At 72.3% G+C, this 25,576-nt stretch carries 25 protein-coding genes and 1 pseudogene; 7 read left to right on the forward strand and 19 right to left on the reverse strand.

Annotated elements, in window-relative coordinates; all coding sequences use genetic code 11:
- Nucleotides 1-2,188: pseudogene (locus tag ACWGKU_RS00960) on the forward strand (hypothetical protein); the annotation flags it as partial.
- 117 nt (nucleotides 2,189-2,305) lie between these two features.
- On the forward strand, nucleotides 2,306-3,235 hold the full coding sequence (locus ACWGKU_RS00965) for a coiled-coil domain-containing protein (protein ID WP_359899925.1): 930 nt from the start codon (nucleotides 2,306-2,308) through the stop codon (nucleotides 3,233-3,235).
- Between the two features lie 125 nt (nucleotides 3,236-3,360).
- Here the strand turns inward: ACWGKU_RS00965 and ACWGKU_RS00970 are convergent, their stop codons facing one another.
- Together ACWGKU_RS00970 and ACWGKU_RS00975 are read right to left on the reverse strand one after the other, a co-directional pair.
- Nucleotides 3,361-3,681 (reverse strand): hypothetical protein, encoded by a 321-nt coding sequence (locus tag ACWGKU_RS00970; protein ID WP_224283203.1) that lies wholly within the window; start codon nucleotides 3,679-3,681, stop codon nucleotides 3,361-3,363.
- The gene (locus ACWGKU_RS00975; RefSeq protein ID WP_401046768.1) at nucleotides 3,678-4,475 is read right to left on the reverse strand and encodes an alpha/beta fold hydrolase; all 798 of its coding nucleotides are present in this window, start codon (nucleotides 4,473-4,475) and stop codon (nucleotides 3,678-3,680) included. The genes ACWGKU_RS00970 and ACWGKU_RS00975 overlap by 4 nt, the downstream gene beginning before the upstream one ends.
- Before the next feature lie 93 nt (nucleotides 4,476-4,568).
- On the opposite strand from ACWGKU_RS00975, the gene ACWGKU_RS00980 reads away from it, so the two are divergent.
- Together ACWGKU_RS00980 and ACWGKU_RS00985 are read left to right on the forward strand one after the other, a co-directional pair.
- Entirely contained in the window at nucleotides 4,569-5,573 is a 1,005-nt protein-coding gene (locus ACWGKU_RS00980; RefSeq protein WP_452177021.1) for an ABC transporter ATP-binding protein, read from the forward strand.
- Nucleotide 5,574: 1 nt separating this feature from the next.
- Nucleotides 5,575-6,342, forward strand: a complete 768-nt coding sequence (locus ACWGKU_RS00985) for an ABC transporter permease subunit (protein WP_452177022.1) — start codon at nucleotides 5,575-5,577, stop codon at nucleotides 6,340-6,342.
- Between the two features lie 19 nt (nucleotides 6,343-6,361).
- Here ACWGKU_RS00985 and ACWGKU_RS00990 read toward each other — a convergent pair whose 3' ends face one another.
- Entirely contained in the window at nucleotides 6,362-6,685 is a 324-nt protein-coding gene (locus ACWGKU_RS00990; protein ID WP_452177023.1) for an ATP/GTP-binding protein, read from the reverse strand.
- 229 nt (nucleotides 6,686-6,914) lie between these two features.
- Between ACWGKU_RS00990 and ACWGKU_RS00995 the strand changes: the two genes are divergently transcribed.
- The gene (locus ACWGKU_RS00995) at nucleotides 6,915-8,225 is read left to right on the forward strand and encodes an LLM class flavin-dependent oxidoreductase (protein WP_401046761.1); all 1,311 of its coding nucleotides are present in this window, start codon (nucleotides 6,915-6,917) and stop codon (nucleotides 8,223-8,225) included.
- Between the two features lie 160 nt (nucleotides 8,226-8,385).
- On the opposite strand, the gene ACWGKU_RS01000 is transcribed toward ACWGKU_RS00995, so the two are convergent.
- Nucleotides 8,386-8,778: an SCO5389 family protein gene (locus tag ACWGKU_RS01000; RefSeq protein WP_401055799.1), complete on the reverse strand. Its 393-nt coding sequence runs from the start codon at nucleotides 8,776-8,778 to the stop codon at nucleotides 8,386-8,388.
- Nucleotides 8,779-9,259: 481 nt separating this feature from the next.
- Here ACWGKU_RS01000 and nucS point away from each other — a divergent pair, with 481 nt between their 5' ends.
- A complete protein-coding gene (nucS, locus tag ACWGKU_RS01005; RefSeq protein WP_359899935.1) occupies nucleotides 9,260-9,919 on the forward strand; it encodes an endonuclease NucS in 660 nt (219 codons plus the stop codon).
- 4 nt (nucleotides 9,920-9,923) lie between these two features.
- Here the strand turns inward: nucS and ACWGKU_RS01010 are convergent, their stop codons facing one another.
- From ACWGKU_RS01010 to ACWGKU_RS01030, 5 genes are all read right to left on the reverse strand, one after another.
- The gene (locus ACWGKU_RS01010) at nucleotides 9,924-12,203 is read right to left on the reverse strand and encodes an ATP-binding protein (protein WP_452177024.1); all 2,280 of its coding nucleotides are present in this window, start codon (nucleotides 12,201-12,203) and stop codon (nucleotides 9,924-9,926) included.
- Nucleotides 12,204-12,467: 264 nt separating this feature from the next.
- Nucleotides 12,468-12,788: an STAS domain-containing protein gene (locus ACWGKU_RS01015; RefSeq protein WP_401055425.1), complete on the reverse strand. Its 321-nt coding sequence runs from the start codon at nucleotides 12,786-12,788 to the stop codon at nucleotides 12,468-12,470.
- A gap of 354 nt (nucleotides 12,789-13,142) precedes the next feature.
- A complete protein-coding gene (locus ACWGKU_RS01020; RefSeq protein WP_401053215.1) occupies nucleotides 13,143-14,012 on the reverse strand; it encodes a 3-hydroxyacyl-CoA dehydrogenase family protein in 870 nt (289 codons plus the stop codon).
- A gap of 170 nt (nucleotides 14,013-14,182) precedes the next feature.
- Nucleotides 14,183-14,833, reverse strand: coding sequence for a response regulator (locus ACWGKU_RS01025; RefSeq protein WP_380538219.1), 651 nt, complete (start codon nucleotides 14,831-14,833; stop codon nucleotides 14,183-14,185).
- Nucleotides 14,830-16,038 (reverse strand): sensor histidine kinase, encoded by a 1,209-nt coding sequence (locus ACWGKU_RS01030; RefSeq protein WP_401053218.1) that lies wholly within the window; start codon nucleotides 16,036-16,038, stop codon nucleotides 14,830-14,832. The genes ACWGKU_RS01025 and ACWGKU_RS01030 overlap by 4 nt, the downstream gene beginning before the upstream one ends.
- Nucleotides 16,039-16,195: 157 nt before the next feature.
- Here ACWGKU_RS01030 and ACWGKU_RS01035 point away from each other — a divergent pair, with 157 nt between their 5' ends.
- Entirely contained in the window at nucleotides 16,196-16,816 is a 621-nt protein-coding gene (locus ACWGKU_RS01035; RefSeq protein ID WP_401053220.1) for a hypothetical protein, read from the forward strand.
- A gap of 66 nt (nucleotides 16,817-16,882) precedes the next feature.
- Here ACWGKU_RS01035 and ACWGKU_RS01040 read toward each other — a convergent pair whose 3' ends face one another.
- From ACWGKU_RS01040 to atpB, 10 genes are all read right to left on the reverse strand, one after another.
- The gene (locus tag ACWGKU_RS01040) at nucleotides 16,883-17,455 is read right to left on the reverse strand and encodes a cob(I)yrinic acid a,c-diamide adenosyltransferase (protein ID WP_359899948.1); all 573 of its coding nucleotides are present in this window, start codon (nucleotides 17,453-17,455) and stop codon (nucleotides 16,883-16,885) included.
- A 135-nt stretch (nucleotides 17,456-17,590) separates the two neighbouring features.
- Nucleotides 17,591-18,091 carry a DUF2550 domain-containing protein gene (locus tag ACWGKU_RS01045; RefSeq protein ID WP_030057523.1) on the reverse strand — a complete coding sequence of 167 codons (501 nt, stop codon included), beginning with the start codon at nucleotides 18,089-18,091 and terminating at the stop codon, nucleotides 17,591-17,593.
- Between the two features lie 148 nt (nucleotides 18,092-18,239).
- Nucleotides 18,240-18,623, reverse strand: coding sequence for a F0F1 ATP synthase subunit epsilon (locus ACWGKU_RS01050; protein ID WP_401048964.1), 384 nt, complete (start codon nucleotides 18,621-18,623; stop codon nucleotides 18,240-18,242).
- Nucleotides 18,624-18,809: 186 nt separating this feature from the next.
- On the reverse strand, nucleotides 18,810-20,255 hold the full coding sequence (gene atpD / locus ACWGKU_RS01055; RefSeq protein ID WP_401048966.1) for a F0F1 ATP synthase subunit beta: 1,446 nt from the start codon (nucleotides 20,253-20,255) through the stop codon (nucleotides 18,810-18,812).
- 2 nt (nucleotides 20,256-20,257) lie between these two features.
- Nucleotides 20,258-21,172: a F0F1 ATP synthase subunit gamma gene (locus ACWGKU_RS01060; RefSeq protein ID WP_401048968.1), complete on the reverse strand. Its 915-nt coding sequence runs from the start codon at nucleotides 21,170-21,172 to the stop codon at nucleotides 20,258-20,260.
- A gap of 32 nt (nucleotides 21,173-21,204) precedes the next feature.
- Complete coding sequence (atpA, locus tag ACWGKU_RS01065) at nucleotides 21,205-22,779, reverse strand: F0F1 ATP synthase subunit alpha (RefSeq protein ID WP_359899956.1); 1,575 nt, start codon at nucleotides 22,777-22,779, stop codon at nucleotides 21,205-21,207.
- 156 nt (nucleotides 22,780-22,935) lie between these two features.
- Nucleotides 22,936-23,751 (reverse strand): F0F1 ATP synthase subunit delta, encoded by an 816-nt coding sequence (locus tag ACWGKU_RS01070; RefSeq protein ID WP_380538225.1) that lies wholly within the window; start codon nucleotides 23,749-23,751, stop codon nucleotides 22,936-22,938.
- Complete coding sequence (locus ACWGKU_RS01075; protein WP_401048971.1) at nucleotides 23,748-24,308, reverse strand: F0F1 ATP synthase subunit B; 561 nt, start codon at nucleotides 24,306-24,308, stop codon at nucleotides 23,748-23,750. Before ACWGKU_RS01075 ends, ACWGKU_RS01070 begins: the two co-directional genes overlap by 4 nt.
- 34 nt (nucleotides 24,309-24,342) lie before the next feature.
- On the reverse strand, nucleotides 24,343-24,585 hold the full coding sequence (atpE, locus tag ACWGKU_RS01080) for an ATP synthase F0 subunit C (protein WP_030302757.1): 243 nt from the start codon (nucleotides 24,583-24,585) through the stop codon (nucleotides 24,343-24,345).
- Between the two features lie 91 nt (nucleotides 24,586-24,676).
- Nucleotides 24,677-25,489, reverse strand: a complete 813-nt coding sequence (atpB, locus tag ACWGKU_RS01085; RefSeq protein WP_380538228.1) for a F0F1 ATP synthase subunit A — start codon at nucleotides 25,487-25,489, stop codon at nucleotides 24,677-24,679.
- Between the last annotated feature and the right edge of the window lie 87 nt (nucleotides 25,490-25,576).

The raw sequence follows: 25,576 nt of genomic DNA on the forward strand, positions 1-25,576 counted from the left end.
CGTCCGCACCGAGGCCGAACAGCACGCCACCGACCTCACCAAGCGCACCGCGGCCGAGACCGCCGAGGTCCGCGAGGCGGCCGACCAGCACGCGGCCCAGGTCCGCGACGCCGCCGAGCAGCACGCCACCGAGGTCCGCGAGCAGGCCGACGCCTACGCCGACGAGCAGCGCACCGCCGCCGAGGAGGCGCTGGAGCGCGCCGAGGCCACCGCCGAGCAGCGCCGCGCCGAGGCCGCCAAGGACGCCAAGGCCACCCGCGAGAAGGCCGCCGCCGAACTGGCCCTGGCCAACGAGCAGGCCTCGACCGTCCGGGCCGAGGCCGGCCGCGAGCTGTCCGAGGCCCGCGCCACCGCCGACGGCATCCGGGCCGAGGCCACCGCCGAGCTGGAGCAGGCCAAGGCCGACCGCGCCGAGCTGATCTCCGCCGCCAAGGCCGAGGGCGCCGAGCTGGTGGCCGTCGCCGAGGAGGAGGCCGCCGAGGTCCGCCAGGCGGTGGCGGGCATGCACGAGGCCGCCGCCGAGCAGATCGCCGCGCTCAGGGCCGCCGCCGCGCAGGAGGCCGCCGAGGTCCGCGAGGCCGCCGAGCAGGACGCCACCGAGCTGCGCGTCCTCGCCGAGCGGGAGACCACCGAGCAGCGGGAGTCCGCCGACGCGTACGCCGCCGAGCTGCGCAGCCTGGTGGAGCGCGAGAGCGCCGAGCAGCGCGAGCTCGTCGACCGCGAGACCGCCGACCTGCGGGCCCGTACGGAGGCCGAGACCACCGCCCTGCGCGAGCAGACCGAGCTGGAGCTGGCCGCCGAGCGGGAGGCCACCGAGAACGAGCTCGGCCGGCAGCGCGCCGAGGCCCTGGCCTACGACGAGCAGCTGCGCGCGGACGCCGAGGCCGAGCTGCGCGCCGCCCAGGAGGCCGCCGAGCAGTTGCGCGCCGACGCCGGGGCGCAGGCCGCCCGGACGGTGGCCGAGGCCGAGGCCCAGGGTGCCCGCGGCATCGCCGACGCCGAGGAGCTGGCCGCCGGTCTGCGGGCCGAGGCCGAGGAGTACGCCCTCGCCACCCGCACCCTGGCCGACGAGTACGACTCCGCCACCCACTCCCGCGCCGACGACTACGACGCCAAGACCCGGGAGGCCGCCGAGCAGTTCGACAGGGCCACCCGCGAGCACGCCAAGTCCGTCCTGGAGAAGGCCTTCGCGGACGCCGAGGCGCTCGGCGAGGACGCCCAGACCACCGCGCTGGCGACCACCGCCGCCGCGGAGGAGCAGGCGGACGCGATGGTCGCCGCCGCCCGCAAGGAGGCCGGCCGGCTGGTCGCCGCCGGCGAGGCTGCCGGCCAGGCCGAGGTCGAGAAGGGCCGTTCCGACGCGGACGCCCTGCTCGCCGAGGCCCGCCGGGACGCGACGGCGATCCGCGAGCGCGCCGAGGAGCTGCGCGAGCGCACCGACGCCGAGGTCGAGGCCCTGCACGAGCGCGCCCGCAAGGAGAACGCGGCGGCCATGAAGTCGGCCGGCGAGCGGGTGGACGCGCTGGTGACGGCCGCCCAGGAGCAGCTGACCGAGGCCGAGGAGCAGGCGGTGGCCACCGTCGCCGAGGCCGAGGACCGCGCGGCGGCGCTGGTCGCGGCGGCCGAGGAGCGCGCGAGCGAGCTGACCTCGGAGGCGTCCGCGGAGGCCAGCAAGGTCCGGCTGTCGGCCGTCCGCAAGGCGGAAGGCCTGCTGAAGGAGGCGGAGACCAAGCTCGCCAACTCCACGGACCGCGCCGAGTCGCTCATCGAGAAGGCCGAGGCGAAGCTGCGGTCGTCGGAGAGCGAGGCCGAGGAGCGGCTGGACCGGGCCTCCACCGAGGCGGAGAAGCGGCTGCGGGACGCCGACGAGGCCGCGGACGAGCAGATCGAGCTGGCGAAGGCGGAGGCCGAGCGGCTGCTCGCCGAGGCGACGGCCGAGGCGAAGCGGGTCACCGACGAGGGCCGGCGCGAGCTGGACGAACTGGTGCGCCGCCGCAAGGACATCAACACCGAGATCTCCAGGGTCCAGGACGTGCTGTCCGCCCTGGAGGCGTTCGAGGCGCCGGCGCCGGTCGCCCAGGCCAACGGGGGAAGCAGCACCAAGAAGGACGGGGGCGCCAAGGCCGGTGCCGGAGTTGGCTCCCCCCGGTCGGGTGGCAATCGCTCCAAGAGCGCACCACCCGATTGAGCGGACATTGGCGGTCATTGTCCGTGAGAGAACGGCATATCGCCGTCGACACTCCGGTACCGTGTCAGGATTCCCTCAACCACCTCAGCGGTTTGACGACAGGAAGCCCAGAACCCCATGAGCGACAGTCACTCCCCTCACGGCTTCGACCTGGTGCGCCGTGGGTACGAGCGCGCCCAGGTCGACGAGCGGATCACCAAGCTGGTGGCCGACCGTGACAGTGCCTTGACCCGGATCAGTGCGCTGGAGAAGCGCATCGAGGAGCTCCACCTGGAGACCCAGTCCGCCCAGGCGGCGGTCGTGGAGCAGGAGCCCTCCTACGCCGGTCTCGGCGCCCGGGTCGAGAAGATCCTGCGACTCGCCGAGGAGGAGGCCAAGGACCTGCGCGACGAGGCGCACCGCGCCGCCGAGCAGCACCGCGAGCTGGCCGAGGCCGCCGCCCAGCAGGTCCGCTCCGAGGCCGAGAACTACGCCAAGGACCGCAAGGCCAAGGCGGAGGACGAGGGGATGCGGATCGTCGACAAGTCCAAGAGCGACGCCGCCCAGCTGCGCGCCGAGGCCAACAAGGACGCCCAGAACAAGCGCGAGGAGGCGGACGCCCTCTTCGAGGACACCCGCACCAAGGCCGCCCAGGCCGCGCTGGAGTTCGAGACCAACCTGGCCAAGCGCCGCGAGCAGTCCGAGCGGGACCTGGCCGCCCGTCAGGCCAAGGCCGAGAAGCGCCTGGCCGAGATCGAGCACCGGGCCGAGCAGCTGCGCCTGGAGGCCGAGAAGCTGCGCACCGACGCCGAGCGCCGCGCCCGCCAGACCGTCGAGACGGCCCAGCGCCAGTCCGAGGACATCGTGGCCGACGCCAACGCCAAGGCGGACCGCATCCGCAGCGAATCCGAGCGCGAGCTGGCGGCCCTCACCAACCGCCGCGACAGCATCAACGCCCAGCTGACCAACGTCCGCGAGATGCTGGCGACGCTGACCGGCGCGGCCGTGGCCGCCGCCTCGCTGCCGACCGACGACACCCTGGGCGTGCCCGCCCAGCAGTCGCGCTGACGCACGCAGGCCCCGGCAGCACCGCAGGCCCTCACCCGCCCGGGTGAGGGCCTGTCGGCTTTCGCGCCGTCACCGTCCCGAGCGGGCGCGGGCCGGGCGCTCCCGGGCCGGTCGGGCGCTGGCCCTCACCGCGGGTAGGCGCCGTCCGGCCGCTGGTAGCCGCTGCTGAGCTGGTTGCCCTCGTCGTCGGAGACGGTGCCGAACCAGGAGGTGCACCAGACCGACACCGAGTCCGGCCAGTACTGCACCTCGAAGGGGTGCCCGGGCCCGTAGTCGCCGTACGAGGTGACGATGAAGGTCTCCCCCGGGCGCATCCAGTAGTCCTCGCCGAGCGGTTCCAGGGTGAGCTCGACCAGCCCCTCGCCCCGGTTGGTCACGGGCATCCGGCCGGTCACCTCCAGGGCGGAGAAGTCCCAGGCCGCCGCGTCCTGGCTCTCCTGGCTCATCCGGCGGCCACCCGGGCGAGCAGGGTGCGCACGACGGCGTCGAAGGCCTCGGGCGCCTCCAGGGCGCTCAGGTGGCCCACCCCGGGCAGGACGGTCAGCTCGGCGTCCGGCCGGGCCCGCAGCATCGGCTCGGCCTCCTCGGGCGCCACCAGGGCGTCCTGGGCGCCCGCCACGACGGAGACCGGCACCCGCAGGGCGGCCAGGACGTCCAGGGCGTCCGGGCGGGCCGCCATGGCCCGCTGGGCCCAGGCGACGGCGGCCGGCGGCGCGGCGGCGACCATCGTCTGCACCCGCTCCACCAGGTGCTGCGAGTCGGGCCCGAGCTGCCCGGCCGCGACCTGCTCGTCGAGCAGCAGCCGCACGCTGTCCCGCGCGGTGACGGCGGCGGCGATCCGCTCCCGGTTGGCCCGTACCGCGTCGGTGTCGGCGGTGGCCCGGGTGTTGGCCAGCAGCAGGCCGGCCAGCCGGTCGGGGTGGCGGCGGGCGAAGGCCAGCGCCACGTAGCCGCCCATGGAGAGCCCGGCGACCACCGCGCGCTCGATCCCGGCCGCGTCCAGCAGCAGCGCGAGGTCGTCCGCGACCGGGTCCAGCGAGGGCTCGTCGGCGCCCAGCACAGTGCCGCCGAACCCCCGCTGGTCGGGGGCGAGCACGCGCGCTTCGTCCCCGGTCAGGCCGGGCAGCGTGTCCAGTTGGGACGACCACATCGAGGCGTTCAACGGAAAGGCGTGCAGCAGCACGAGTGGTGTTCCGGTACCGCTCTCGCGGACCGACACTGCGGAGGGGAGCTGGGTCATGCGTCCAACCTATTCCGGCACGCCCGGCGGGCCCACTCAGCGGGCCGCGATACCCCCTTTGTCCTAGCCTGGCAAGGAAGTGAGGGAGCGCGAATGATCGAGTTGCACGACCTGACAAAACGTTACGGCAGGACGCTCGCGGTGGACCGGCTCAGCTTCCAGGTCCCTCGGGGCGTGGTGACCGGCTTCCTCGGCCCGAACGGCGCCGGCAAGTCCACCACCATGCGCATGATCCTCGACCTCGACCGCCCGACCGCCGGCCGGGTGACCATCGACGGCAGACGGTACGGCCAGCTCAGCGAGCCGCTCAAGTACATCGGCGCGCTCCTGGAGGCCAAGGCCGTCCACCCCGGCCGCACCGCCCGCGACCACCTGCTCTGGCTCGCCCAGAGCAACCGCATCCCCGTGCGCCGGGTGGACGAGGTGCTCGCCCTGGTCGGCCTCACCCCGGTCGCCCGCAAGCGGGCCCGCGGCTTCTCGCTCGGCATGGGCCAGCGCCTGGGCATCGCCTCCGCCCTGCTCGGCGACCCGGAGATCGTCATGTTCGACGAGCCGGTCAACGGCCTGGACCCGGAGGGCATCCTCTGGATCCGCAACCTGATGAAACGCCTCGCCGCCGAGGGCCGGACGGTCTTCGTCTCCTCCCACCTGATGAGCGAGATGGCCGTCACCGCCGACCACCTGGTGGTCATCGGCCGCGGCCGGCTGCTCGCCGACCTGCCGATGCCGGAGTTCATCCGGCGCAACTCCCGCTCCGCCGTACGACTGCGCACCCCGGAGCCCGAGCGGCTGCTCGACGTGCTGGCCGAGGCCGGCCTGCGGCCCGAGCCCGGCCCGGACCGCTCCTACGAGGTGGTCAACGGGGACATCGCGCGGCTCGGCGAGCTGTTCGCCGGGCACGGCGTGGTGCTGCACGAGCTCAGCCCGCAGCAGGCCTCGCTGGAGGAGGCCTTCATGCAGATGACGGCCGACTCGGTGGAGTACCACGCGGGCGACGGACCGGGCCGGGACGCGGCCGGCGCGCCCACCGCGTGGGGCGCCGGCTGGAAGGCGGACGGCGCCCGGCCGACCACCACCGCACGGCAGGAGGAGAACTGAGATGGCGTCCTTCCCGGCGATCCTCCGCTCCGAGTGGACGAAGATCCGCAGCGTCCGCTCGACGGTCTGGACACTCGCGCTGACCTTCGTCGTCACGGTCGGCATCGGCGCGCTGCTGTCCCTGCTCACCAACAACAACTTCACCGAGTTCCGCCGCGACGACCAGTCCCCGTTCGACGCCACCGGGACGTCCTTCTCCGGCATCATGCTCGGCGAGCTGGCGATCATCGTCTTCGGGGTGCTGGCGATCGGCAACGAGTACAGCAGCGGCATGATCCGGGTCACCCTGGCCGCCGTCCCGCAGCGCGCCACCCTGCTCACCGGCAAGGCGGCGGTGCTCGGCGCCCTCGCCCTCGCGGTCTCGCTGGTGACGGCCTTCGTCACCTTCCTCGTCGGCCAGTCGCTGCTCGGCACGCACTCCACCACGATCGGCGAGCCCAACGTGCTGCGGGCGGTGTTCGGGGCCGCGCTGTACCTGACGATGCTCTGCCTGTTCTCGGCCGGCGTCACCACGATGCTGCACAACCAGACGCTCGCGCTCGGCGTGCTGGTGCCGTTCTTCTTCCTGCTCTCGCCGATCCTCTCGGCGGTGCCGAAGGTCAAGACCCTGGCCCACTACTTCCCCGACTACGCGGGCTCGCGGATGCTGCTGGTGTACGAGCAGCACGGCCAGCCGTACGGGCCGTGGACCGGCTTCCTGATCTGCCTCGCCTGGACGGCCGCGGCGCTGGTCGGCGGTGCGCTGGTGTTCAGGAAGCGCGACGCCTAGCGGGACCCGGCCGGACCCGTCAGTACCGCGGAGCGCCGCGGCCTCGCAGGACGTTGGAGGCCCGGCGCTCCCGCGCTCCCCAGCAGGCGCGGTGCCAGTGCCGCCGGTCGTCCACTCCCGCGCCGTACTGCGGCCAGGCCACCACGTGGCCCACCCCCGGCGGGATCTCCTGGTCGCAGCCCGGGCAGCGGTAGAACCGTCCCGCCGTCCCGGCGACCGTCTGAACCACCCAGTCCTCGCCCTGGTGGCTCTCGGTGCGGCGCAGCGAACCGCCGACCGGGGCGGTCGGCTCTGCGCTCTCGTGCGGGGCGGCGCTCTTGATCCGGTTGCGGCGCGGCGACACGGCGGACTCCCTCTCCTCCTGGGCTCTGGATCGTTCCAGCCTACGGCCGGGCGGGCCCCCCGCACGGCCACTACCACGGCTCCGTCCGGCACTTCGGCGTTTTTGCCGAGATCCACCCGATCATCGGGGAAATCGGGAGTTCCGCGTGCCATTGGCACATGACATCGGATACCCACAAGGGGAGAAGGCGGGGCCCGCAGACCCTGCGCGCACCCGAGGAGGCCCAACGATGAGCAAGACCAGCGCCCGCGCCGAGAGCGGCGGGCCCGTCGGGGTCCGGCCGGTCGCCCCCGGTCCGACGCTGACGTCCGTCCCCCCGGTCACGGCCGTCGTGGGCCGGCCGCTGCCGGCGCCCCAGCGGGCGGGCGCGCTGCCGCCGTCCACCGGTCCGGTACGGGTCGGCCTGTTCCTGCTGTCCGCGCAGTTCCCCGGGCAGAGCCACGGCGAGGCGCTGGAGCGCACCGTCGAATCCGCCGTCGAGGCCGAACGCGCCGGGCTGGACAGCGTCTGGCTGGCCGAGCACCACTTCGTGCCGTACGGGGTCTGTCCGGACGCCGCCACGCTCGCCGCGATGCTGCTCGGCCGCACCCGCCGGATCGGCGTCGGCACGGCGGTCAGCGTGCTCTCCACCCGCCACCCGGTGGGGCTCGGCGAGCAGGCCGCGCTGCTGCACCTCACCTCCGGCGGACGGTTCACGCTCGGGGTGGGCCGCGGCGGGCCGTGGATCGACCTGGACGTGTTCGGCGGCGGCGTGGACGCCTTCGAGAAGGGCTTCCCGGAGCGGCTGGACCTGCTGCTGCGCTGGCTGCGCGGCTCCCGGGTGGGCGCGGACGGCCCGCAGTTCGCCTTCCCCGAGGTCGCCGTGGTGCCGCGGGCCACCGAACCGGTGCGGCGGCCGGGCCTGAGCAGCTGGCTGGGCCTCGGCGGGCGGACCGGCCCGGTGCGCTTCCCGCGCCAGCGCCGGGACGACGAGGGCCTCGGCGAGGAGCTCACCGCCTCCGGACGGCCGGTGGCCGGGCCGCCCGTGGTGGTCGCCTGCACCTCGCCGGGCGGGGTGCGGCTGGCCGCCGAGCGCGGCCTGCCGATGCTGCTCGGCATGCACTCCGGGGACGACGACAAGCTGCGGATGCTGGAGCTGTACCGGACCGCCTGGCTGGCCGCCGGGCGCGGCGAGGAGCAGCTGCGCCGGATCGGCCGACAACACGTCGCGGCCGGGGTGGCCCAGGTCGACGACCGCGCCGCGGCGGCCCGGTCCACGCTGCTGAACGCGATGCCCGGCTGGTTCGAGTACGGGCTCGGCGCCCACCGCACCGTGGACGGCCGCGAGCGCAAGATGCGCGATCCGCGCCAGTACACCGAGCTGCTCTGCGACCTGCACGCGGTGGGCACCCCGCGGCAGTGCGCCGACCGGCTGCTGGCCACCGCCGAACGCACCGGCATCCGGCGCTTCGCCCTGCTCGCCGAGGGCAGCGGCGACCAGGAGGCGACCCTGCACAACATCGCCCGGCTCGGCTCGGAGGTGCTGCCGCAGCTGGGCTAGACGGGCCCGGCGGGGGGACGGGCCCGGCGGGGGGACGGGCCCAGCGGGGGGGACGTACCGGGCGGGAGGACGTACCGGGCGGGGGGACGGGCCCGGGCCGCCGCCCTCCCCCCGCACCGGGGGACGGGGGCGGCCGGCGCCGCAGCGGGCTACGGCGGGGTCAGCAGTCCCGCAGTTCCTCGGACTGGTTGAGCAGCTGCTCCCGGACCGAGGTGAAGCGGTCGTACCGCGCCTCGTTGGCGTCCGACGGCAGGAACACCGCGACCCGGTGACAGTTCTGGAAGGCCAGCCGAACCCCGAAGTGGCGCTGGAGAGCGCCCCGGATGGCGTCGCTGGCGAGCGCGCGCAGCAGCTGGCCGCGGGCCTGCTCGCCGGGCGGCGGCACCTGGTTGTCGGCGAAGTCGGTGCCGTCGACCTTCGCCTGGGCGACCAGCGAGCTGATCAGGTCCCAGGCGTAGGGCAAAGAGACGCGGACGCAGTCGACGAATTCCCGCTCGTCGACCTCGCCCCGCTCGGCCTTCTCCAGCAGGGCCGGTGAGACGTCGAGCGACATGGATTCTCCTCTCGCGGTCCACCCGCGCGGCGCCCGGGTGGTCGTGCGTAGGTCAAGCTCACAGTGAGGGTGGCGGATTCGCATGGGGTGTCCGGAACACCGAGGGACAGGGGTTTCCGGCACCTTCGCGACAGCGGCGGCACCACGGGACGTGACGTCCTGGATACCGAACGCGCTCAGAACAGCGTGGCAGTCAACGGCGCGGCAGGCCGGTCATTCCTGCGGATTGCTTCGGAAATATGTTGCGGTGCACCGGATTGGCCGGATCCCGTCGGATCGTTCATCTGAAGTCTCCATCCCCGTTGACAGCGATCCCGCGAGCATGCCGTCACACACCGTAGCGACTTGCGGGTGGGGGCGCCAGACCTCGACGGGGCGGTGGCGGGACCGCAGGACCTCCATGTTGGCCGGGTTCGCGCTTTCTTCACCCAGCCGTCGCGGAATCGCATCAACTGGCCCCGGTGGGCTAGCGTGGTCGACCGTGCGTCTCGTAATTGCCCGCTGCTCAGTCGACTATGCCGGTCGGCTCTCCGCCCATCTGCCCTCCGCCACCAGGCTGATCCTGGTCAAGGCCGACGGCAGCGTCAGCATCCACGCCGACGACCGCGCCTACAAGCCGCTCAACTGGATGTCCCCGCCGTGCGCCCTCAAGGAGGCCGACGGGGTCTGGACGGTGGAGAACAAGGCCGGCGAGAAGCTCATCATCACGCTGGAGGAGGTGCTGCACGACTCGTCCCACGAGCTCGGGGTCGACCCGGGCCTGATCAAGGACGGCGTGGAGGCACACCTCCAGGAGCTGCTCGCGGACCGGATGGAGGTGCTCGGTGCCGGCTGGTCGCTGATCCGCCGCGAGTACCCCACCGCGATCGGCCCGGTCGACATCCTCTGCCGCGACGCCGACGGCGCCACGGTGGCCGTCGAGATCAAGCGCCGCGGTGAGATCGACGGCGTCGAACAGCTCACCCGCTACCTCGAACTCCTCAACCGGGACCCGCTGCTGGCCCCGGTCAAGGGCATCTTCGCCGCGCAGGAGATCAAGCCGCAGGCCCGCGTCCTGGCCACCGACCGCGGTATCGGCTGCGTGGTGCTGGACTACGACGAGCTGCGCGGCATCGACGACGACAAGCTCAAGCTGTTCTGACCGCTCAGGACGGACCGGACGACGGGCTGGACGTGCCGGTCGGACCGGCCGAGCCGCTCGACGACGGGCTCGGTCCGGCGGTCGTGGTGGACGGCTCCGGCGACGGCGAGGTGCCCGTGCCGCCGCCACCGGGCTGAGTGCCGCCTCCGCCGGTGCCACCCGCGCCCGGACCGCCGGGGTTCGGACCCGGCGGCTGCTGACCCGGTACGGGCGGCTGCTGCGGGGCCTGCGACCCGCCCGCCCCCGGCGAGGAGCTCGGCCTCCTCGTCGGCGAGGCGCTCGGCGAGTGCGAGGCACTGGCGCTCGCGGACGGCGCCGGGCTACTCCCCTGCGTCGGCGCACCGCCCGGCCCGGCACCGGCCGTCGTCGGCCCGGCAGTGCCGGACTGCTGCGGGAACGGCGGGTCCTGGGTGCCGCCGCCGTCCAGCCGACCGTTGTTGTGCGGGTCCTTCCCCCTGGCCTCCTCCGGCCCGCTGAAGCTCATCGCCACCGCCGCGCCGAGGACCCCCAGGGTCAGCACCGCGGTGGAGACCACGGCCGCCCGGCGGCGCCTGCTGGACTTCAGGCGGGCCGGCACCCGGGCCGCGATCTTGCGGATCACCGGGGCGCGGCCGGGCGCCGCGGCGGGCGCGGCGGCCGGCAGCTGCCGGCCCTCGGCGCGCAGCAGGTCGAGCATCCGGCGTGCGGCGGCCACCCCGCGCTGCTCGCCCGCGGTGGCCCGCAGGGTGAGCGCGGTCTCCAGTTCGGCGACGGCCCGGGAGGGCTGCCGGACGCAGATCGCGTGCACGCCCGCCTCGTGGTGGAACCAGGCCTGGTCGACCGCCGAACCGGTGCGGCGGGCCGCCTCCAGACCGAGCTGGAGCACCCGCTCCCAGGCGCCCCAGCGCAGCGACAGCGCCAGCGCGGGCGCCGCCGCCCGGGCGAGCCGGACCACCGCGTCGTGCCGTCCGGCGGTGCGGTCGGCGAGCAGCACGCCGACCATCACCTCGGCCTCGGCGGCGACCTGTTCCAGCGTCACCGAGCCGTGCCCCACCCACCAGGCGAAGTGCTGGGCGGCCCCGTCGACGGAGCCCCGGGCGGGCCAGTGCGGGACGAGCAGGTCGAGCGCGCCGGCGGTCAGCCGGTGGTGCCCGCCGATGGACACCGCCAGTCCGGCGTCGGCGAGTTCGGCGAGGGCGGCCTCGCCCTGCCCGACGTCGATCAGCGCCGGCAGGTGCGGCGCGGTGGGGCACTCGCCGCCGAGCGCGACCGCGAGCCGCAGCACGGCCTGCGCGGGCTCGCTCAGCCCCTCGGCGAGCCGGACCGCGGGCGAGGCGGTCTCCGCCACCGAGGGCAGCGGGACGGTGAGCCGCAGCGCGTTCTCCCGGATCGCCGGGTCCTCGTCGTGGACGGGCTCGTCGACGGCCCCGAAGACGTCCATCCGGTCGTCCTCGGCGGCCACCAGCGCGTCCACCGAGACGTCCCGCTGGCGCAGCAGCGCGGCGGCCTGGACGAAACGCAGCGGCAGGCCCTCGGACTCGAACCAGAGGTCCACCGCCCAGGCCTTCTCGGTGACGTCCAGCGGCCGCCCGGCCAGCCGGGCGGTGAGGGCCAGGCAGGCGGAGCGGGAGAGTCCGGCCACCAGGTGGTCCTGGAGCCGGGAGCCGGGGGGCGGCGGCGGGCCGTCCGGGGCGGCGGAGATCAGGAAGGCGCAGCCGGGGGCTGCGGCGAGCAGCTCCTCCAGCTCGGCACCGGAGGGCTCGGCGGCGTCGATCACCACGATCGCGCCGACCTCGGCGAGGTGGACGGCCAACTGCCCGGGGTCGGGGCGGTATCCGGGGGCGTGGTGGGTGGCCGCGAAGAGGTCCTGGAGCAGGTCGGCGCCGGTCCGGCGGTGGCCGCAGAGCTGCACCACGCCGTCGGGGGCGAGGTCGGCGGCGGCCTCGGCGACGGCCGACAGCAGCGCGCTGCGGCCCGAGCCGGCCTGGCCGACCAGGCGTATCGATCGGCCCTCGGCGAGCAGGGCGAGCAGTTCGGCGGTGTCGGTCTCGCGGTCGAGCATCGGCAGATCGGCGGGCCCGGCGCCGAGCGCGAGCGGGCCGACCGCGCGGCCGACGCCGCCGACCGGACCGCGGGCGGGCTCGCTGCGTCCGGTCCGGCGCGGACGGGGCCGCCACTCCTCGGGACAGGTCCTGGCCTCGGAGCCGTCCGGGGCGCCGACGCCCACCAGCAGGGCGCCGGAGACCAGTTCGCCGCCGCGGGTGCGAACGGCCTCCTGCCGGAACTCCCCGGATGGCTGTGCCACGTTCTGCTCCGCATCGTGCTCGGCCGTCGGCGCCCCGCGCCGCCCGGCTGACGTCCCGGTGGCGGCCGCGGCCGGGCTGGAGGCAGCCCCGGCGGCCGTCTTCTGACGGGCAGACTCTTGCACATCCGGCCCCGGCCGTGCAGAGCGGTCCGTGGCCGACGGCCGGTCCGCGGCGCTGACCAGGGGCGTTGCGCGGACGGACCGGGGGTGCGCAGGCGCACGGTCCCGGCGCGCGGCGCGGTGGGGGCCATGGGGCCGCCGGAGTTAGAGAGCGACCCCGTGCGCCTCGGCGGCGCCGTCGACGGCCAGGATGCGGTGCAGCTTGGTGGCCACCAGCAGCCGCTGCAGCTGGGCCGGGACGGAGCGCAGCACCAGCCGGCGGCCGATCCGGCCGGCCCGCCGGTGGGTGCCCATGATCACGCCGAGCCCGGTGGCGTCCCAGAACTCCAGCCGGCCGAGGTCGAGTACGAGGTCGCCGAGGCCGCCGTCCACGGCCTGGTGCAGCCGGGCCCGCGCGTCGGCGGCGGTGCGCACGTCGAGGCGGCCTTCGATGGCCAGCGCCGTGTGGTCGCCGGTGATGCGCATGCTCTCCTCCTTCGCCTGGACGGCCTGGTGCGGGGCGGGTCCGCCCCGGCCGTGCCGGGAGCGGGAGCGGGGGGTGCATACGGGCGGGCCGAAGCCCCACACCCGGACCCGGGCGGAATGCCGGGTTCCCTCATCTGACGGTGAACCGGCTCCGCAGGTTGCTGGTTTTGGCCAGATCTGAAGCAACTTCACCCGTCCGAGGGAATATACGCAGGTCGGCCCCACACCTACGCTCGATTACCGCCCAAATCACCCGTCTGCGGTACCCGGCGTGAGGAAACTCACCCGGCCCTGCGGAGCGGGCCGTACGATGCCCCGATCGCACGGCCCGGCCGGTCGTTCAGCCCTGTCGGCTCACTTGCCCTCGTACGGGTAGAAGCCGCGGCCGCTCTTGCGGCCCAGGTCACCGGCGGTGACCATGCGGGCCATGATCTCCGGCGCGGCGAACTTCTCGTCCTGGGTCTCGGTGTAGATGTTGCGGGCGGCGTGCAGCAGGATGTCCACGCCGGTCAGGTCGGCGGTCTGGAGCGGGCCCATCGCGTGGCCGAAACCGAGCCGGCAGGCGGTGTCGATGTCCTCGGCGGTGGCCACGCCCGACTCGTACAGGCTGGCGGCCTCGACGACCAGCGCGGTGATCAGGCGGGTGGTCACGAAGCCGGCCACGTCGCGGTTGACCACCACGACCTCCTTGCCGACGCCCTCGGCGTAGGCGCGGGCGGTGGCCAGCGTCTCGTCGCTGGTCTTGTAGCCGCGGACCAGCTCGACCAGCTTCATCATCGGGACGGGCGAGAAGAAGTGGACGCCGACGACCGACTCCGGGCGCCCGGTGGCGGCGGCGATCCGGGTGATCGGGATGGCGGAGGTGTTGGAGGCCAGTACGGCGCCGTCCTTGGCGAGCTTGTCGAGTTCGCGGAAGACGCGCTCCTTGACCTCCAGCTCCTCGAACACGGCCTCGACCACGATGTCGGCCTCGGCGACGGCACCCAGGTCGGTGGTGGTGGTGATCCGGCCCAGCGCGGCCTCGGCGTCCTCGGCGCTCAGCCTGCCCTTGGCGACGAACTTCTCGTAGGAGGCGCGGATGCCGGCCAGGCCCCGCTGGAGCGCCTCCTCGGTGACGTCCCGCAGCACCACCGGGTGACCGGCCTGCGCGGACACCTGGGCGATGCCGGCGCCCATCAGGCCGGCACCGATCACGGCGATCTGCTTGCTGGACGCATTGCTCATGGCTGGGTCTCCCGATGCCGTCGCCGCCCCGCGGGCGGGCCCTGAAGGCGGCTCAGGGCAGGGGTCGCCGCCAGAGAGCCGCATCGCTCGTTTTTCCGGGACTCTAATGCCCAAATCCCCCGTGCAATAGCAATCGGGAGTGTGATCTGCAACCGACCTAAAACAGGTGATCAGACGGTCAGTCCGAGGTCCTGCGCCAGGATCGCCGCCTGCACCCGGCTGCGCAGCCGCAGCTTCGCCAGGATCCGGCTGACGTGCGTCTTGGTGGTCGCCTCCGCCATCTCCAGCCGGGCCGCGATCTCCCCGTTGGACATCCCGGCCCCGATACAGGCCAGCACCTCCCGCTCGCGGCCGGTCAGCGTCCCCACCGCGGCCCGGGCCTCCGGTCCGACCGGCCGCTCGGGGCGGGCGAAGGCCCCGATCAGCCGTCTGGTCACCGAGGGCGCCAGCATCCCGTCCCCGCGCGCCACCGTGCGGATGCCCTCGATCAGGGTGTCCGCCTCCAGGTCCTTGAGCAGGAACCCGGACGCCCCGGCCCGCAGCGCGCCGTAGACGTACTCGTCCAGGTCGAAGGTGGTCAGCACGAGCACCTGGCCGGCCCCGGCGGCGACCACCTCGCGGGTCGCCGAGACGCCGTCCAGCCGGGGCATCTGCACGTCCATCAGCACCACGTCCGGCCGCAGCTCCAGGGCCAGCCGGACGGCCTCCTCGCCGTCCGCGGCCTGCCCGACCACCTCGAACTCCGGCTCGGCGCGCAGGATCATCACCAGCGCCGCGCGTACCGCCGCCTGGTCCTCCGCCACCAGCACCCGGATCGTCATGCCCGCCCCTCGTTCCCCCGGGCGCGCGGCAGCACCGCGCGCACGCTCCAGTACCCGTCCTTCGGCCCGGCCTCGAAGCTGCCGCCGAGCAGCCCGGCCCGTTCCGCCATGCCCACCAACCCGGCCCGGGCACCGGGCAGTTCACGGCCCGGACCACCCCGGTACGGGCTGTCGACCGAGATCCGCAGTTCCTCCGGCGCGAACTCCAGCCGCAGGCTGACCAGTCCGGGCCCGGCGTGCTTGAGGGCGTTGGTCAGCGACTCCTGGACGATCCGGTACGCGGCCAGCCCGACCGGCACCGGCACCTCCCCGCGCTCGCCGCGCTCGTCCAGCGCGAAGTCCAGCCCGACGTCCCGGCCGGCCGCCCGGGCCTTGGCCAGCAGGGCGTCCACCGCGGCCAGGTCGGGGGCCGCGTACGACTCGTCCACCTCTCCCCCGCCACTGTCCCGGAGCAGTCCGATCATCCGACGCATTTCGGCCAATCCCTGGACGCTGTTCTCCCGGATCACCGCCAGCACCTCCACCAGGGGATCGTCCTGGGGCAGGTTCCGGCGCCGGGCCACCGACTGCGCACCGGTGGCGTGGATCGCGATCGCCGACAGGTGGTTGGCCACCACGTCGTGCAACTCCCTTGCCATCCTGGCCCGTTCGGCGCCGATCGCCTCCCGCCGGTCCATCTCCGAGAGCAGCGCGGTCTGTTCGGCCCGCAGCCGCTCGGCCTCCGCCTCCTGCCGGTGCTTGCGCACCACGTCGCCGCTCCACACCGGGCCCAGGAAGACCAGTGTGCTGACCACCACGATCAGCAGCGCCAACGAGGTGCCGCCGTAGACCGCCGCCAGGGTGGACAGCGCCAGCACCGTGGCCCCACCGGACAGGTGCAGCACCCGGGACATCCGCGGGGTGCCGTAGATCACCGCCGCGTACAGCAGGTCGGTGTACATGATCAGCGTGGCCACCAGGTTGCCGGCGAACACGCTCGCCGCGAAGGCCAGCCCGCCGAGCGACACCGCGAGCACCGGCCTGGTCCGCCGGACCAGCTCCAGCCCGGCCATCACCAGCAGCGGCGGCGCCACCACCCACGGCGGCACCCGGTCGGCCCGGTCGTACACCCCGAAGGCGATCAGCACCGCACCGCCGAGCAGCCCGGCGAGGGCGATCAGCTGGTCCTGTCGGCGTGGGGGGAGCGCGGGGAACGGGAGGGGCACGTCCCCATCTCATCATCCCCGGCGGCCGGCCCGGCTCCGGTCCACGAAGGAGCCCGCTACATCGAAAGGTGCAGGCCGGTACGGCACCGTGCGACGACGACAGCGGCACGCCCCCGCACGAGGCTGGAAGCACCACCGAAACGTCCGGGAGCAGAACGTGATCGTCACTCTCATCGTCGCGGCCGAGATCTCCTTCTGGATCCTGCTCGGCCTCGGACTGACCGCCCGCTACCTGCTCCGGTGGCGCCGCACCAGCACCGCGCTGCTGGTCGGCCTGCCGGTGGTGGACCTCACCCTGTACGCCCTCACCGTCCTCGACCTGCGCGGCGGCGCCACCGCGAGCTGGACGCACGCCCTGGCCGCGAGCTACGCGGGCTTCTCGATCGGCTACGGCCCCTCGCTGGTCCGCTGGGCCGACCGGCACTTCCTGCACCGCTTCGCCGGCGGCCCCAAGCCGCTGCCCTCGCCCAAGTACGGGCCGGAGCGGACCAGGTACGAGTGGCAGATCGCCGGCCGGACCGTCGTGTCCGCCGCGGTCACGCTGAGCCTGATCACCCTGCTCGTCCCGCTCTCCGCGGGCTCCGCCCACTTCGGCACCTTCCTCCAGTGGTACCTCAAGCTGGGCATCGCCGCCGTGGTCAACGTGATCGTGGCCGGCTGCTACTCGCTCTGGCCCAAGCAGCCGCCGGCCGGCGTGGTGGTCGAGGACGACCGGGTGGTCACCGGGAAGACCCTCGCCGGCAGCGCCCCCGACCGCACCCCGGCCGACCGGCCCTGAGCCGTCGAGGGCCCGTCCTCGGACTCCCACGGGGGAGCGGTCCGAGGACGGGACTTCGGCATGTTCCTAGCGGTTCTCGCCCGGGACCCAGAGCACGTCCCCGCGCTCCTTGTTGGCCACCCGGGCCAGGATGAACAGCAGGTCGGACAGCCGGTTGAGGTACTTCGCGGTCAGCGGGTTGACGCTGTCGCCGTGCTCCGCGATCGCCGACCAGGTCGAGCGCTCGGCCCGCCGCACCACCGTGCAGGCCAGGTGCAGGTGGGCCGCCCCGGGCGTACCGCCGGGCAGGATGAAGCTGCGCAGCTTCTCCACCCGCGCCAGGTACTCGTCGCAGTCCGTCTCCAGCCGGTCGATGTAGGACTGCAGCACCCGCAGCGGCGGGTACTTCGGGTCCTCCACCACCGGGGTGGACAGGTCGGCGCCGACGTCGAACAGGTCGTTCTGGACCCGGACGAGCACCGCCGTCATGTCCTGCGGCAGCTCACCGACGGCCAGGGCCACGCCGATCGCGGCGTTGGCCTCGTTGGCGTCCGCGTACGCGACCAGTCTCGGATCGGTCTTGCTGGTCCGGCTCATGTCGCCGAGCGCGGTGGTGCCGTCATCGCCGGTACGGGTGTAGATGCGCGTCAGATTGACCATGCGGCCAGAGTAGCCGCCGGGTTAGGCGCCGTTAACCCCGCCTCGGAAGCCCCCCGGGCGTGTCGGCAGGCCGCTGCGCGACGTCGACCCTCCCCCGCCCTCCGGCCGGGGCACGCCCGTCCGGGAGTCCGGTCGCTACGCGACATTGACCCTCTGGCCGGGCGGGGCGGCCTCCAGCCAGGCCAGGAAGCCGGTCAGCGCGTCCTCGCTCATCGCCAGCTCCAGCGGCGCCCCGTTGTGCAGGCACCGCAGCACCACCGAGCCGGACAGCAGCGCCAGCTCTTCCTGGCCCTCCGGGTAGCGCCGGCCGAGCACCTCGATCTCCCGGCGCGGCAGCACCTTGCGCGGGCGCGGGGCGTACGAGAAGACCCGGAACCACTCGATCGAGTCACCGCTGTACCGGCCGATACCAAAAACCCACCCCTTGCCGTCGGTCGGGGGGACCGGGGCTGAGGTGGGCTTGCCGTTCTCGTCGAGGTCGGGCTGCGTCGAGGCGTCGGCCGGCATTTTGAGCCGGTAACTGCAGTCGAAGGTGCCGCCGACCCGCTGGATCAGGCGGCGCCGGACGGCGAAGGCCATCAGCCCGATCACACCCAGGGCCACGACCGCCGCACACACCACAAGCGCGAGGACCATGCTCACCCACCTCCTCGCTACCCGCGTTCCCCGTAGCGGTCGTATCAAGCGACCGCGCTGACCTACCAACTACGACGACAGTCCCGGGGTCACGCTCACGCGTCCCCGGGACCGTCGGTCGACCCCGCCAAGCCGGGGTCCGGCGCACTCAGACGTGGGCCTTGAGGCCGCGCGCCGCGAACAGACGGACCTCGGCGCGCCGCTCGGCGTGCTCGTCCAGGCCCGACTTGGCCTTCTCCAGTGCGCGCTCGGCACGCGCGACGTCGATCTCGTCCGCCAGCTCGGCGATCTCCGCGAGCAGAGACAGCTTGTTGTCGGCGAAGGAGATGAAGCCGCCGTGCACCGCGGCGATCACGGTGCCGCCGTCCACCGTGCGGATGGTGACCGGACCGGTCTCCAGCACGCTCAGCACCGGGGTGTGGCCCGGCATGATGCCGGTGTCACCGGAGGCCGTACGGGCGACGACGATGGTGGCCGCACCGGACCACACCTTGCGGTCGGCTGCGACCAGCTCGACGTGCAGCTCAGCCAACGTGGGCTCCTAGGCTCATGCAACGCCCGATTACTCGGGAGTTTCGGTAAGAATAACGGCCCCGCGCCTCCGGCATGAAACCGGCGGCACGGATTTGACCGGAATCACAGCCGATGTGCCGCGAGGGGTGGTCCCCAGGCTCGGGGGCCACCCCTCACGGTCACGCACAGCTGCTACCGGCCGCGATTACTTCTTCGCCAGCTCGGCGGCGTTCTTCTCGAGGTCCTCGATGCCACCGCACATGAAGAAGGCCTGCTCCGGGACGGAGTCGTACTTGCCGTCCGCGATCGAGTTGAAGGCCTCGATGGTCTCGGACAGCGGCACGGTCGAACCCTCGACACCGGTGAACTGCTTCGCCACGTAGGTGTTCTGCGAGAGGAAGCGCTCGATGCGGCGGGCACGGTGCACCGTGACCTTGTCCTCCTCGGACAGCTCGTCGATACCGAGGATCGCGATGATGTCCTGGAGGTCCTTGTACTTCTGCAGGATCCCCTTGATACGGATGGCCGTGTCGTAGTGGGTCTGCGCGATGTACCGCGGGTCGAGGATGCGGGACGTGGAGTCCAGCGGGTCGACGGCCGGGTAGATGCCCTTCTCCGAGATCGGGCGCGACAGAACGGTCGTCGCGTCCAGGTGGGCGAAGGTGGTGGCCGGCGCCGGGTCGGTCAGGTCGTCCGCGGGGACGTAGATCGCCTGCATCGAGGTGATCGAGTGACCGCGGGTCGAGGTGATGCGCTCCTGCAGGAGGCCCATCTCGTCGGCCAGGTTCGGCTGGTAGCCCACCGCGGAGGGCATGCGGCCGAGCAGGGTCGACACCTCGGAACCGGCCTGGGTGAACCGGAAGATGTTGTCGATGAAGAGGAGCACGTCCTGCTTCTCGACGTCACGGAAGTACTCCGCCATGGTCAGCGCGGACAGCGCGACGCGCAGACGGGTGCCCGGCGGCTCGTCCATCTGGCCGAAGACCAGCGCGGTCTTGTCCAGAACGCCCGAGTCGACCATCTCGTCGATGAGGTCGTTGCCCTCACGGGTGCGCTCACCGACACCGGCGAACACCGACACACCACCGAAGTTCTCGGCGACGCGGTAGATCATCTCCTGGATCAGAACGGTCTTGCCGACACCGGCACCACCGAACAGACCGATCTTGCCACCCGTGACGTACGGGGTGAGCAGGTCGATGACCTTGATGCCGGTCTCGAACATCTCGGTCTTGGACTCGAGGTCCTTGAACGCCGGGGCCTTGCGGTGGATCGGCCAGCGGACCTCGACCTGCTTCTCGAACTCCGCCGGGTCGACGTTCAGCACGTCGCCGAGGGCGTTGAACACCTTGCCCTTGGTGATCTGGCCGACCGGGACGGAGATCGCCGCACCGGTGTCGGAGACCTGCGAACCACGGACCAGGCCGTCGGTCGGCTGCATCGAGATGCCGCGGACCATGCCGTCGCCGAGGTGCTGGGCGACCTCAAGGGTCAGGGTCTTCTTGCCCGTGCCGTCGGGGTTGTCCACCTCGACGTGCAGGGCGTTGTACATGTCCGGGATCGCGTCGACGGGGAACTCCACGTCGACGACCGGGCCGATGACCCGCGCGACGCGGCCCGTCGCCGTGGTCGGCTCAACAGTGGTGGTCATACTCATTCGCTCCCGCGGCTAGCGTCGGCGAGGGCGTTGGCACCGCCGACGATCTCGCTGATTTCCTGGGTGATCTCGGCCTGACGGGCCGAGTTGGCAAGCCGCGTGAGCGACTTGATGAGCTCGCCGGCATTGTCCGTCGCGCTCTTCATCGCGCGGCGGCGGGCGGCGTGCTCGGAAGCGGCCGACTGCAGCAGCGCGTTGTAGATCCGGCTCTCGACGTACCGCGGCAGCAGCGCGTCCAGGACGCCCTCCGCCGACGGCTCGAAGTCGTACAGCGGGAAGATCTCCGACTTGGCCGGCGTCTGGTCGCTGAGCTGGACCTCGTCCAGCTTCAGCGGCAGCAGCCGCGCCTCGACCGCGTTCTGCGTCAGCATGGACACGAACTCGGTGGAAACCAGGTGGAGTTCGTCCACACCGCCGGTCTCGGCCGTGAAGGCCTCGATCAGGTCGGCCGCCACGGTCTTCGCGTCACCGTACGTCGGCTTGTCCGAGAATCCCGTCCACGAGCCCTCGATCGTCAGACCGCGGAACGTGTAGTACGAGACGCCCTTGCGGCCGATGATGTACGCCACCACGTCCTTGCCCTCGGACCGCAGGCGCTCGGCGAGCACCAGCGAAGCCTTGATGGCGTTGGTCGAGTAGCCGCCGGCCAGGCCGCGGTCCGCCGTGATCAGCAGGACCGCCGCGCGCTTGGCGTTCGGGTTCTCGGTGGTGAGCGGGTGCTTGGCGTTGGACCGGGTGGCCACCGCCGTCACCGCCCGGGTGAGCTCATCGGCGTACGGAGTGGAGGCGGCCACCGCGCGCTGCGCCTTGACGATGCGCGACGCGGAGATCATCTCCATCGCCTTGGTGATCTTCTTCGTCGCGGTGACAGAGCGGATCCGGCGCTTGTAGACCCGAAGCTGTGCTCCCATGGGTCGTTACGTCCTTTCCCTCGCTACCGGACTCAGGCCTGCTCGGAGAGCAGCTTGCCGTCAGCGGTCTGGTAACCCTGCTTGAAGGCCTCGATCGCGCTGGTCAGCGCGTCGACGGTGCCGTCGGCCAGCAGACCGGTCTCGACGATGCCGGCGAGCAGGTCCTTGTGCTGCAGGCGGACGTGGTCCAGGAACTCGCGCTCGAAGCGGCGGATCTCGGCGACCGGGACGTCGTCCAGCTTGCCGTTGGTGCCGGCCCAGATGGAGACGACCTGCTCCTCGACCGGGAACGGCTGGTACTGGCCCTGCTTCAGCAGCTCGACCATGCGCGCACCGCGCTCCAGCTGGGCCTTGGAGGCCGCGTCCAGGTCGGAACCGAAGGCGGCGAAGGCCTCCAGCTCACGGTACTGGGCGAGGTCCAGACGCAGACGGCCGGCGACCGAGCGCATGGCCTTGATCTGGGCGGAGCCACCGACGCGGGAGACCGAGATACCGACGTTCACGGCCGGGCGGATGCCGGCGTTGAACAGGTCGGACTCCAGGAAGCACTGGCCGTCGGTGATGGAGATGACGTTGGTCGGGATGTACGCCGAGACGTCGTTGGCCTTGGTCTCGATGATCGGCAGACCGGTCATCGAGCCGCCGCCCAGGGCGTCGTTCAGCTTGGCGCAGCGCTCCAGCAGGCGGGAGTGCAGGTAGAAGACGTCACCCGGGTAGGCCTCGCGGCCCGGCGGGCGGCGCAGCAGCAGGGAGACGGAACGGTAGGCCTCGGCCTGCTTCGACAGGTCGTCGAAGATGATCAGGACGTGCTTGCCGTCGTACATCCACTCCTGGCCGATGGCCGAACCGGTGTACGGGGCGAGGTACTTGAAGCCGGCCGGGTCGGAGGCGGGAGCGGCCACGATGGTGGTGTACTCCAGCGCGCCGGCCTCCTCCAGGGCGCCGCGGACGGACGCGATGGTGGAGCCCTTCTGGCCCACGGCGACGTAGATGCAGCGGACCTGCTTCTCCGGGTCGCCCGAGCGCCAGTTGTCGCGCTGGTTGATGATCGTGTCGACGGCCACCGCGGTCTTGCCGGTCTGGCGGTCACCGATGATCAGCTGGCGCTGGCCGCGGCCGATCGGGGTCATCGCGTCGATGGCCTTGATGCCGGTCTGCAGCGGCTGCTTGACCGACTTGCGGGCCATGACGCCGGGGGCCTGCAGCTCCAGGGCACGGCGACCGGTGGCGGCGATGTCGCCCAGGCCGTCGATCGGGTTGCCCAGCGGGTCCACGACGCGGCCGAGGTAGCCGTCGCCGACCGGAACCGAGAGGACCTCGCCAGTGCGGCGCACGGTCTGGCCCTCTTCGATGCCGCCGAACTCACCGAGGACGACGACACCGATCTCGCGGGTGTCGAGGTTCAGCGCGAGGCCGAGCGTGCCGTCCTCGAACTTCAGCAGCTCGTTCGCCATGACCGAGGGCAGGCCCTCGACATGCGCGATGCCGTCCGCCGCGTCAGTGACCGTGCCGACCTCTTCCACAGAAGCGGCGTCCGGCTGGTACGACTGGACAAAGTCGGCCAGCGCGTCCCGGATCTCCTCCGGACGGATCGTAAGCTCCGCCATCAGGCTTCCCTGCTCTCCTAGTTTGCGATCCTCGGCCCGCCATTGAGGGCCGCAAGTATTCGACTCTCGGCCGGGTCTTCCGAACCGGCCGTACGATGTGCCGGCTCCTTGGGGAGCCGGTTTCCCGACCGAGGGTCGGATGTGCTGCTTCGGTACTCAGCCTTCGAGCGACTGGCGAGCGCCTTCGAGGCGGCTCGACACGGTGCCGTTGATGATCTCGTCGCCGATCTGCACCTGGACGCCGCCGACGACCTCGGGGTCGACGTCGATGTTCAGGTGGACCTGGCGGCCGTACATCCGGCCCAGAGCACCGGACAGGCGCTCCTTCTGGGTGTCCGACAGCGGCACCGCGGTGGTGACCAGGGCCACCACGCGGCCACGGCGTGCGGCGGCGAGCTTCGAGTAGGACTCAAGGCCCTGCTCCAGGCTACGGCCACGCGGCGCGTTGACGAGGGCGGTGACCAGCCGGACGGTGCCGGCGTTGGCGCGGCCGCCGAGCAGCTTCTTGATCAGCTCGGCCTTCGCGACGGCTCCGGCCTTCGGCTCGGTCAGCGCGGCGCGCAGCTCGTGCGCGCCGCTCACCACCCGGCCGAAGCGGAAGAGCTCGTCCTCGACGTCGTCCAGGGCGCCGGCCTTGTCCGCGGCGATGATCTCCGCGTACGCGGAGAGCTGCTCGGTCGCGTCCACCAGGTCGCGCGAGCCCGACCAGCGGGAGCGGACCAGGCCGGAGACCAGGTCGACGGCCTCGCCGGAGACCTGGCCGGTCAGCAGCGAGGTGACCAGCTGGGCCTTGTCCTGGCCGGACCGGGACGGGTCCGTCAGGACTCGGCGCAGCGACACCTCACGGTCCAGCACGGCCGTGACGGCGGTGAGCTCCTCGGCGAGCTTGGCCGCGTCCACCGAGGTGGAGTCGGTCAGGCTCTCCAGGTTCTGCCGGCCGGCAGCGAGGGCCTCACGGCTGGCGCCGATCACTTGGCCGCACCCTGAGCAACGGTGGCCTTGGCCTCCAGCTCGTCCAGGAAGCGGTCGATGACGCCGCTCTGCCGGGCGTGGTCCTCCAGGGACTCGCCCACGATGCGGGACGCCAGCTGGGTCGCCAGCGAGCCCACGTCCTGACGCAGGGCGGCAGTGGCCTGCTTCTTGTCCGCCTCGATCTGGGCGTGACCGGCGGCGACGATGGCCTCGCGCTGGCGCTGGCCCTCCTCGCGCATCTCGGCGAGCTGGGCGGCACCCTGCTCGCGAGCCTGCTCGACGATGCGGGCAGCCTCGTGGCGCGCCTCGGCGAGCTCGGCGCGGTACTGCTCAAGCAGGGCCTGGGCCTCCACCTGGGCGGCCTCGGCGCGCTCCATGCCGCCCTCGATCGCGTCCCGGCGCTCCGACAGCACCTTCTCGATGCTGGGGAGGAGCTTCTTGCCGAGCAGACCGAAGACGATGAAGAAGCAGAGCAGGCCGATGATGATCTCGGGCCATGCGGGCAGGAGAGGGTTCATGATCTCCCCCTCCTCCGCGAGGTGAGCCGCGATGGTCATATCTGGACCTTCCTCGAATGGTCTACGGCGGGGATTACTTGGGGCCCTGGCCGAAGACGAACGGCATGACGATGCCGATGAGGGCGAGCGCCTCGGTCAGCGCGAAGCCGATGAACATGTTGGAGCGGATGAGGCCGGCAGCCTCGGGCTGGCGGGCCATGGCCTGAACGCCGTTGCCGAAGATGAGACCGACACCGATGCCGGGGCCGATCGCGGCGAGGCCGTAGCCGATCGAAGCGACGGAACCGTAGACGCCGACCTCAGCGAGCATGCTCATTGCAATGTGTCCTTTGCGGGGATGGTGTACCGGTGGTGATTGGCCACCGGGCGTTCCGGGGGGTGGTTCAGGAGGGCCGTGGGCCCCTGGCTCAGTGCGCCTCTTCCAGGGCACCGGCGATGTAGCTGCTGGCCAGCATCACGAAGATGTAGGCCTGCAGGAACTGGACCAGCAGCTCGAAGCCGGTGAGGCCGACGGCGACGACGAACGAGGCCGAGCCGTACAGCGCGCCCAGGGTCGGGCTGAGCAGGTACCAGGAGGCGATGGAGAACATCACGATCAGCAGGTGGCCGGCGAACATGTTCGCGAAGGCTCGGACCGCGAGCGTGAAGGGGCGCACGAAGATGTTCGAGAAGAACTCGATCGGCACCAGGATGAACATGACCCAGCCGGGGATGCCCGAGGGCCAGCAGAGGTTCTTGAGACCGCCGACGAAGCCGTGCTTCTTGAAGGTCAGCGTCATGTAGGTGACCCACACGACCGCGGCCAGGCCGGCCGGGAACGCGATCGCCGCCGTCACCGGGAACTGGGCGAACGGGATGACCGACATGATGTTCAGCAGCCATACGAAGAAGAACATCGAGACCAGCATCGGGACGTACTTCTCGCCCTTTTTGCCGATCGTCTCCAGGACGATGGAGCGCTTGACGAAGTCGTAGCCGATCTCACCGACCAGCTGCAGCTTGCCGGGGACCAGCTTCGGCTTCGCGAACGCGGCCCAGAAGAACACCACGACCAGCGCTGCGACGATGATCGACAGCAGCATCGGCTTGTTGAACTCGAAGCTACCGATGGAGAAGATCGGCTCGAACTGGAACTCGTTCAGGCCAGGGGCCGGGAAGCCGCAACCAGCGTCCCCGAAGTGGCAACTGCCTGAGGCGAGGGACGTGAGTTCAGCACTCACCACGGACTCCTTCGTCGTGACGCATGGATACGGCAACCTCGGTGTGTCGGCATGGCCTGCGGCCACGGAGCGGCACTGGTACTTGAT

The organism is Kitasatospora sp. NPDC054768 (genome assembly GCF_053612025.1).

Bases quoted from the DNA above. Each gene is read 5' to 3' on its own strand.
- ACWGKU_RS01025 (WP_380538219.1), bottom strand. From the start codon at position 14,833: ATGACGATCCGGGTGCTGGTGGCGGAGGACCAGGCGGCGGTACGCGCG.
- ACWGKU_RS01060 (WP_401048968.1), bottom strand. From the start codon at position 21,172: ATGGGAGCACAGCTTCGGGTCTACAAGCGCCGGATCCGCTCTGTCACC.
- ACWGKU_RS01075 (WP_401048971.1), bottom strand. From the start codon at position 24,308: ATGACCATCGCGGCTCACCTCGCGGAGGAGGGGGAGATCATGAACCCT.
- ACWGKU_RS01020 (WP_401053215.1), bottom strand. From the start codon at position 14,012: ATGAGCAATGCGTCCAGCAAGCAGATCGCCGTGATCGGTGCCGGCCTG.
- ACWGKU_RS01000 (WP_401055799.1), bottom strand. From the start codon at position 8,778: ATGTCGCTCGACGTCTCACCGGCCCTGCTGGAGAAGGCCGAGCGGGGC.
- ACWGKU_RS00980 (WP_452177021.1), top strand. From the start codon at position 4,569: ATGATCGAGTTGCACGACCTGACAAAACGTTACGGCAGGACGCTCGCG.
- ACWGKU_RS00975 (WP_401046768.1), bottom strand. From the start codon at position 4,475: ATGACCCAGCTCCCCTCCGCAGTGTCGGTCCGCGAGAGCGGTACCGGA.
- ACWGKU_RS00965 (WP_359899925.1), top strand. From the start codon at position 2,306: ATGAGCGACAGTCACTCCCCTCACGGCTTCGACCTGGTGCGCCGTGGG.
- ACWGKU_RS01040 (WP_359899948.1), bottom strand. From the start codon at position 17,455: ATGGTCAATCTGACGCGCATCTACACCCGTACCGGCGATGACGGCACC.
- ACWGKU_RS00995 (WP_401046761.1), top strand. From the start codon at position 6,915: ATGAGCAAGACCAGCGCCCGCGCCGAGAGCGGCGGGCCCGTCGGGGTC.
- ACWGKU_RS01015 (WP_401055425.1), bottom strand. From the start codon at position 12,788: ATGCGCATCACCGGCGACCACACGGCGCTGGCCATCGAAGGCCGCCTC.
- ACWGKU_RS01045 (WP_030057523.1), bottom strand. From the start codon at position 18,091: ATGGTCCTCGCGCTTGTGGTGTGTGCGGCGGTCGTGGCCCTGGGTGTG.
- atpE (WP_030302757.1), bottom strand. From the start codon at position 24,585: ATGAGCATGCTCGCTGAGGTCGGCGTCTACGGTTCCGTCGCTTCGATC.
- atpA (WP_359899956.1), bottom strand. From the start codon at position 22,779: ATGGCGGAGCTTACGATCCGTCCGGAGGAGATCCGGGACGCGCTGGCC.
- atpD (WP_401048966.1), bottom strand. From the start codon at position 20,255: ATGACCACCACTGTTGAGCCGACCACGGCGACGGGCCGCGTCGCGCGG.
- ACWGKU_RS00985 (WP_452177022.1), top strand. From the start codon at position 5,575: ATGGCGTCCTTCCCGGCGATCCTCCGCTCCGAGTGGACGAAGATCCGC.
- ACWGKU_RS00970 (WP_224283203.1), bottom strand. From the start codon at position 3,681: ATGAGCCAGGAGAGCCAGGACGCGGCGGCCTGGGACTTCTCCGCCCTG.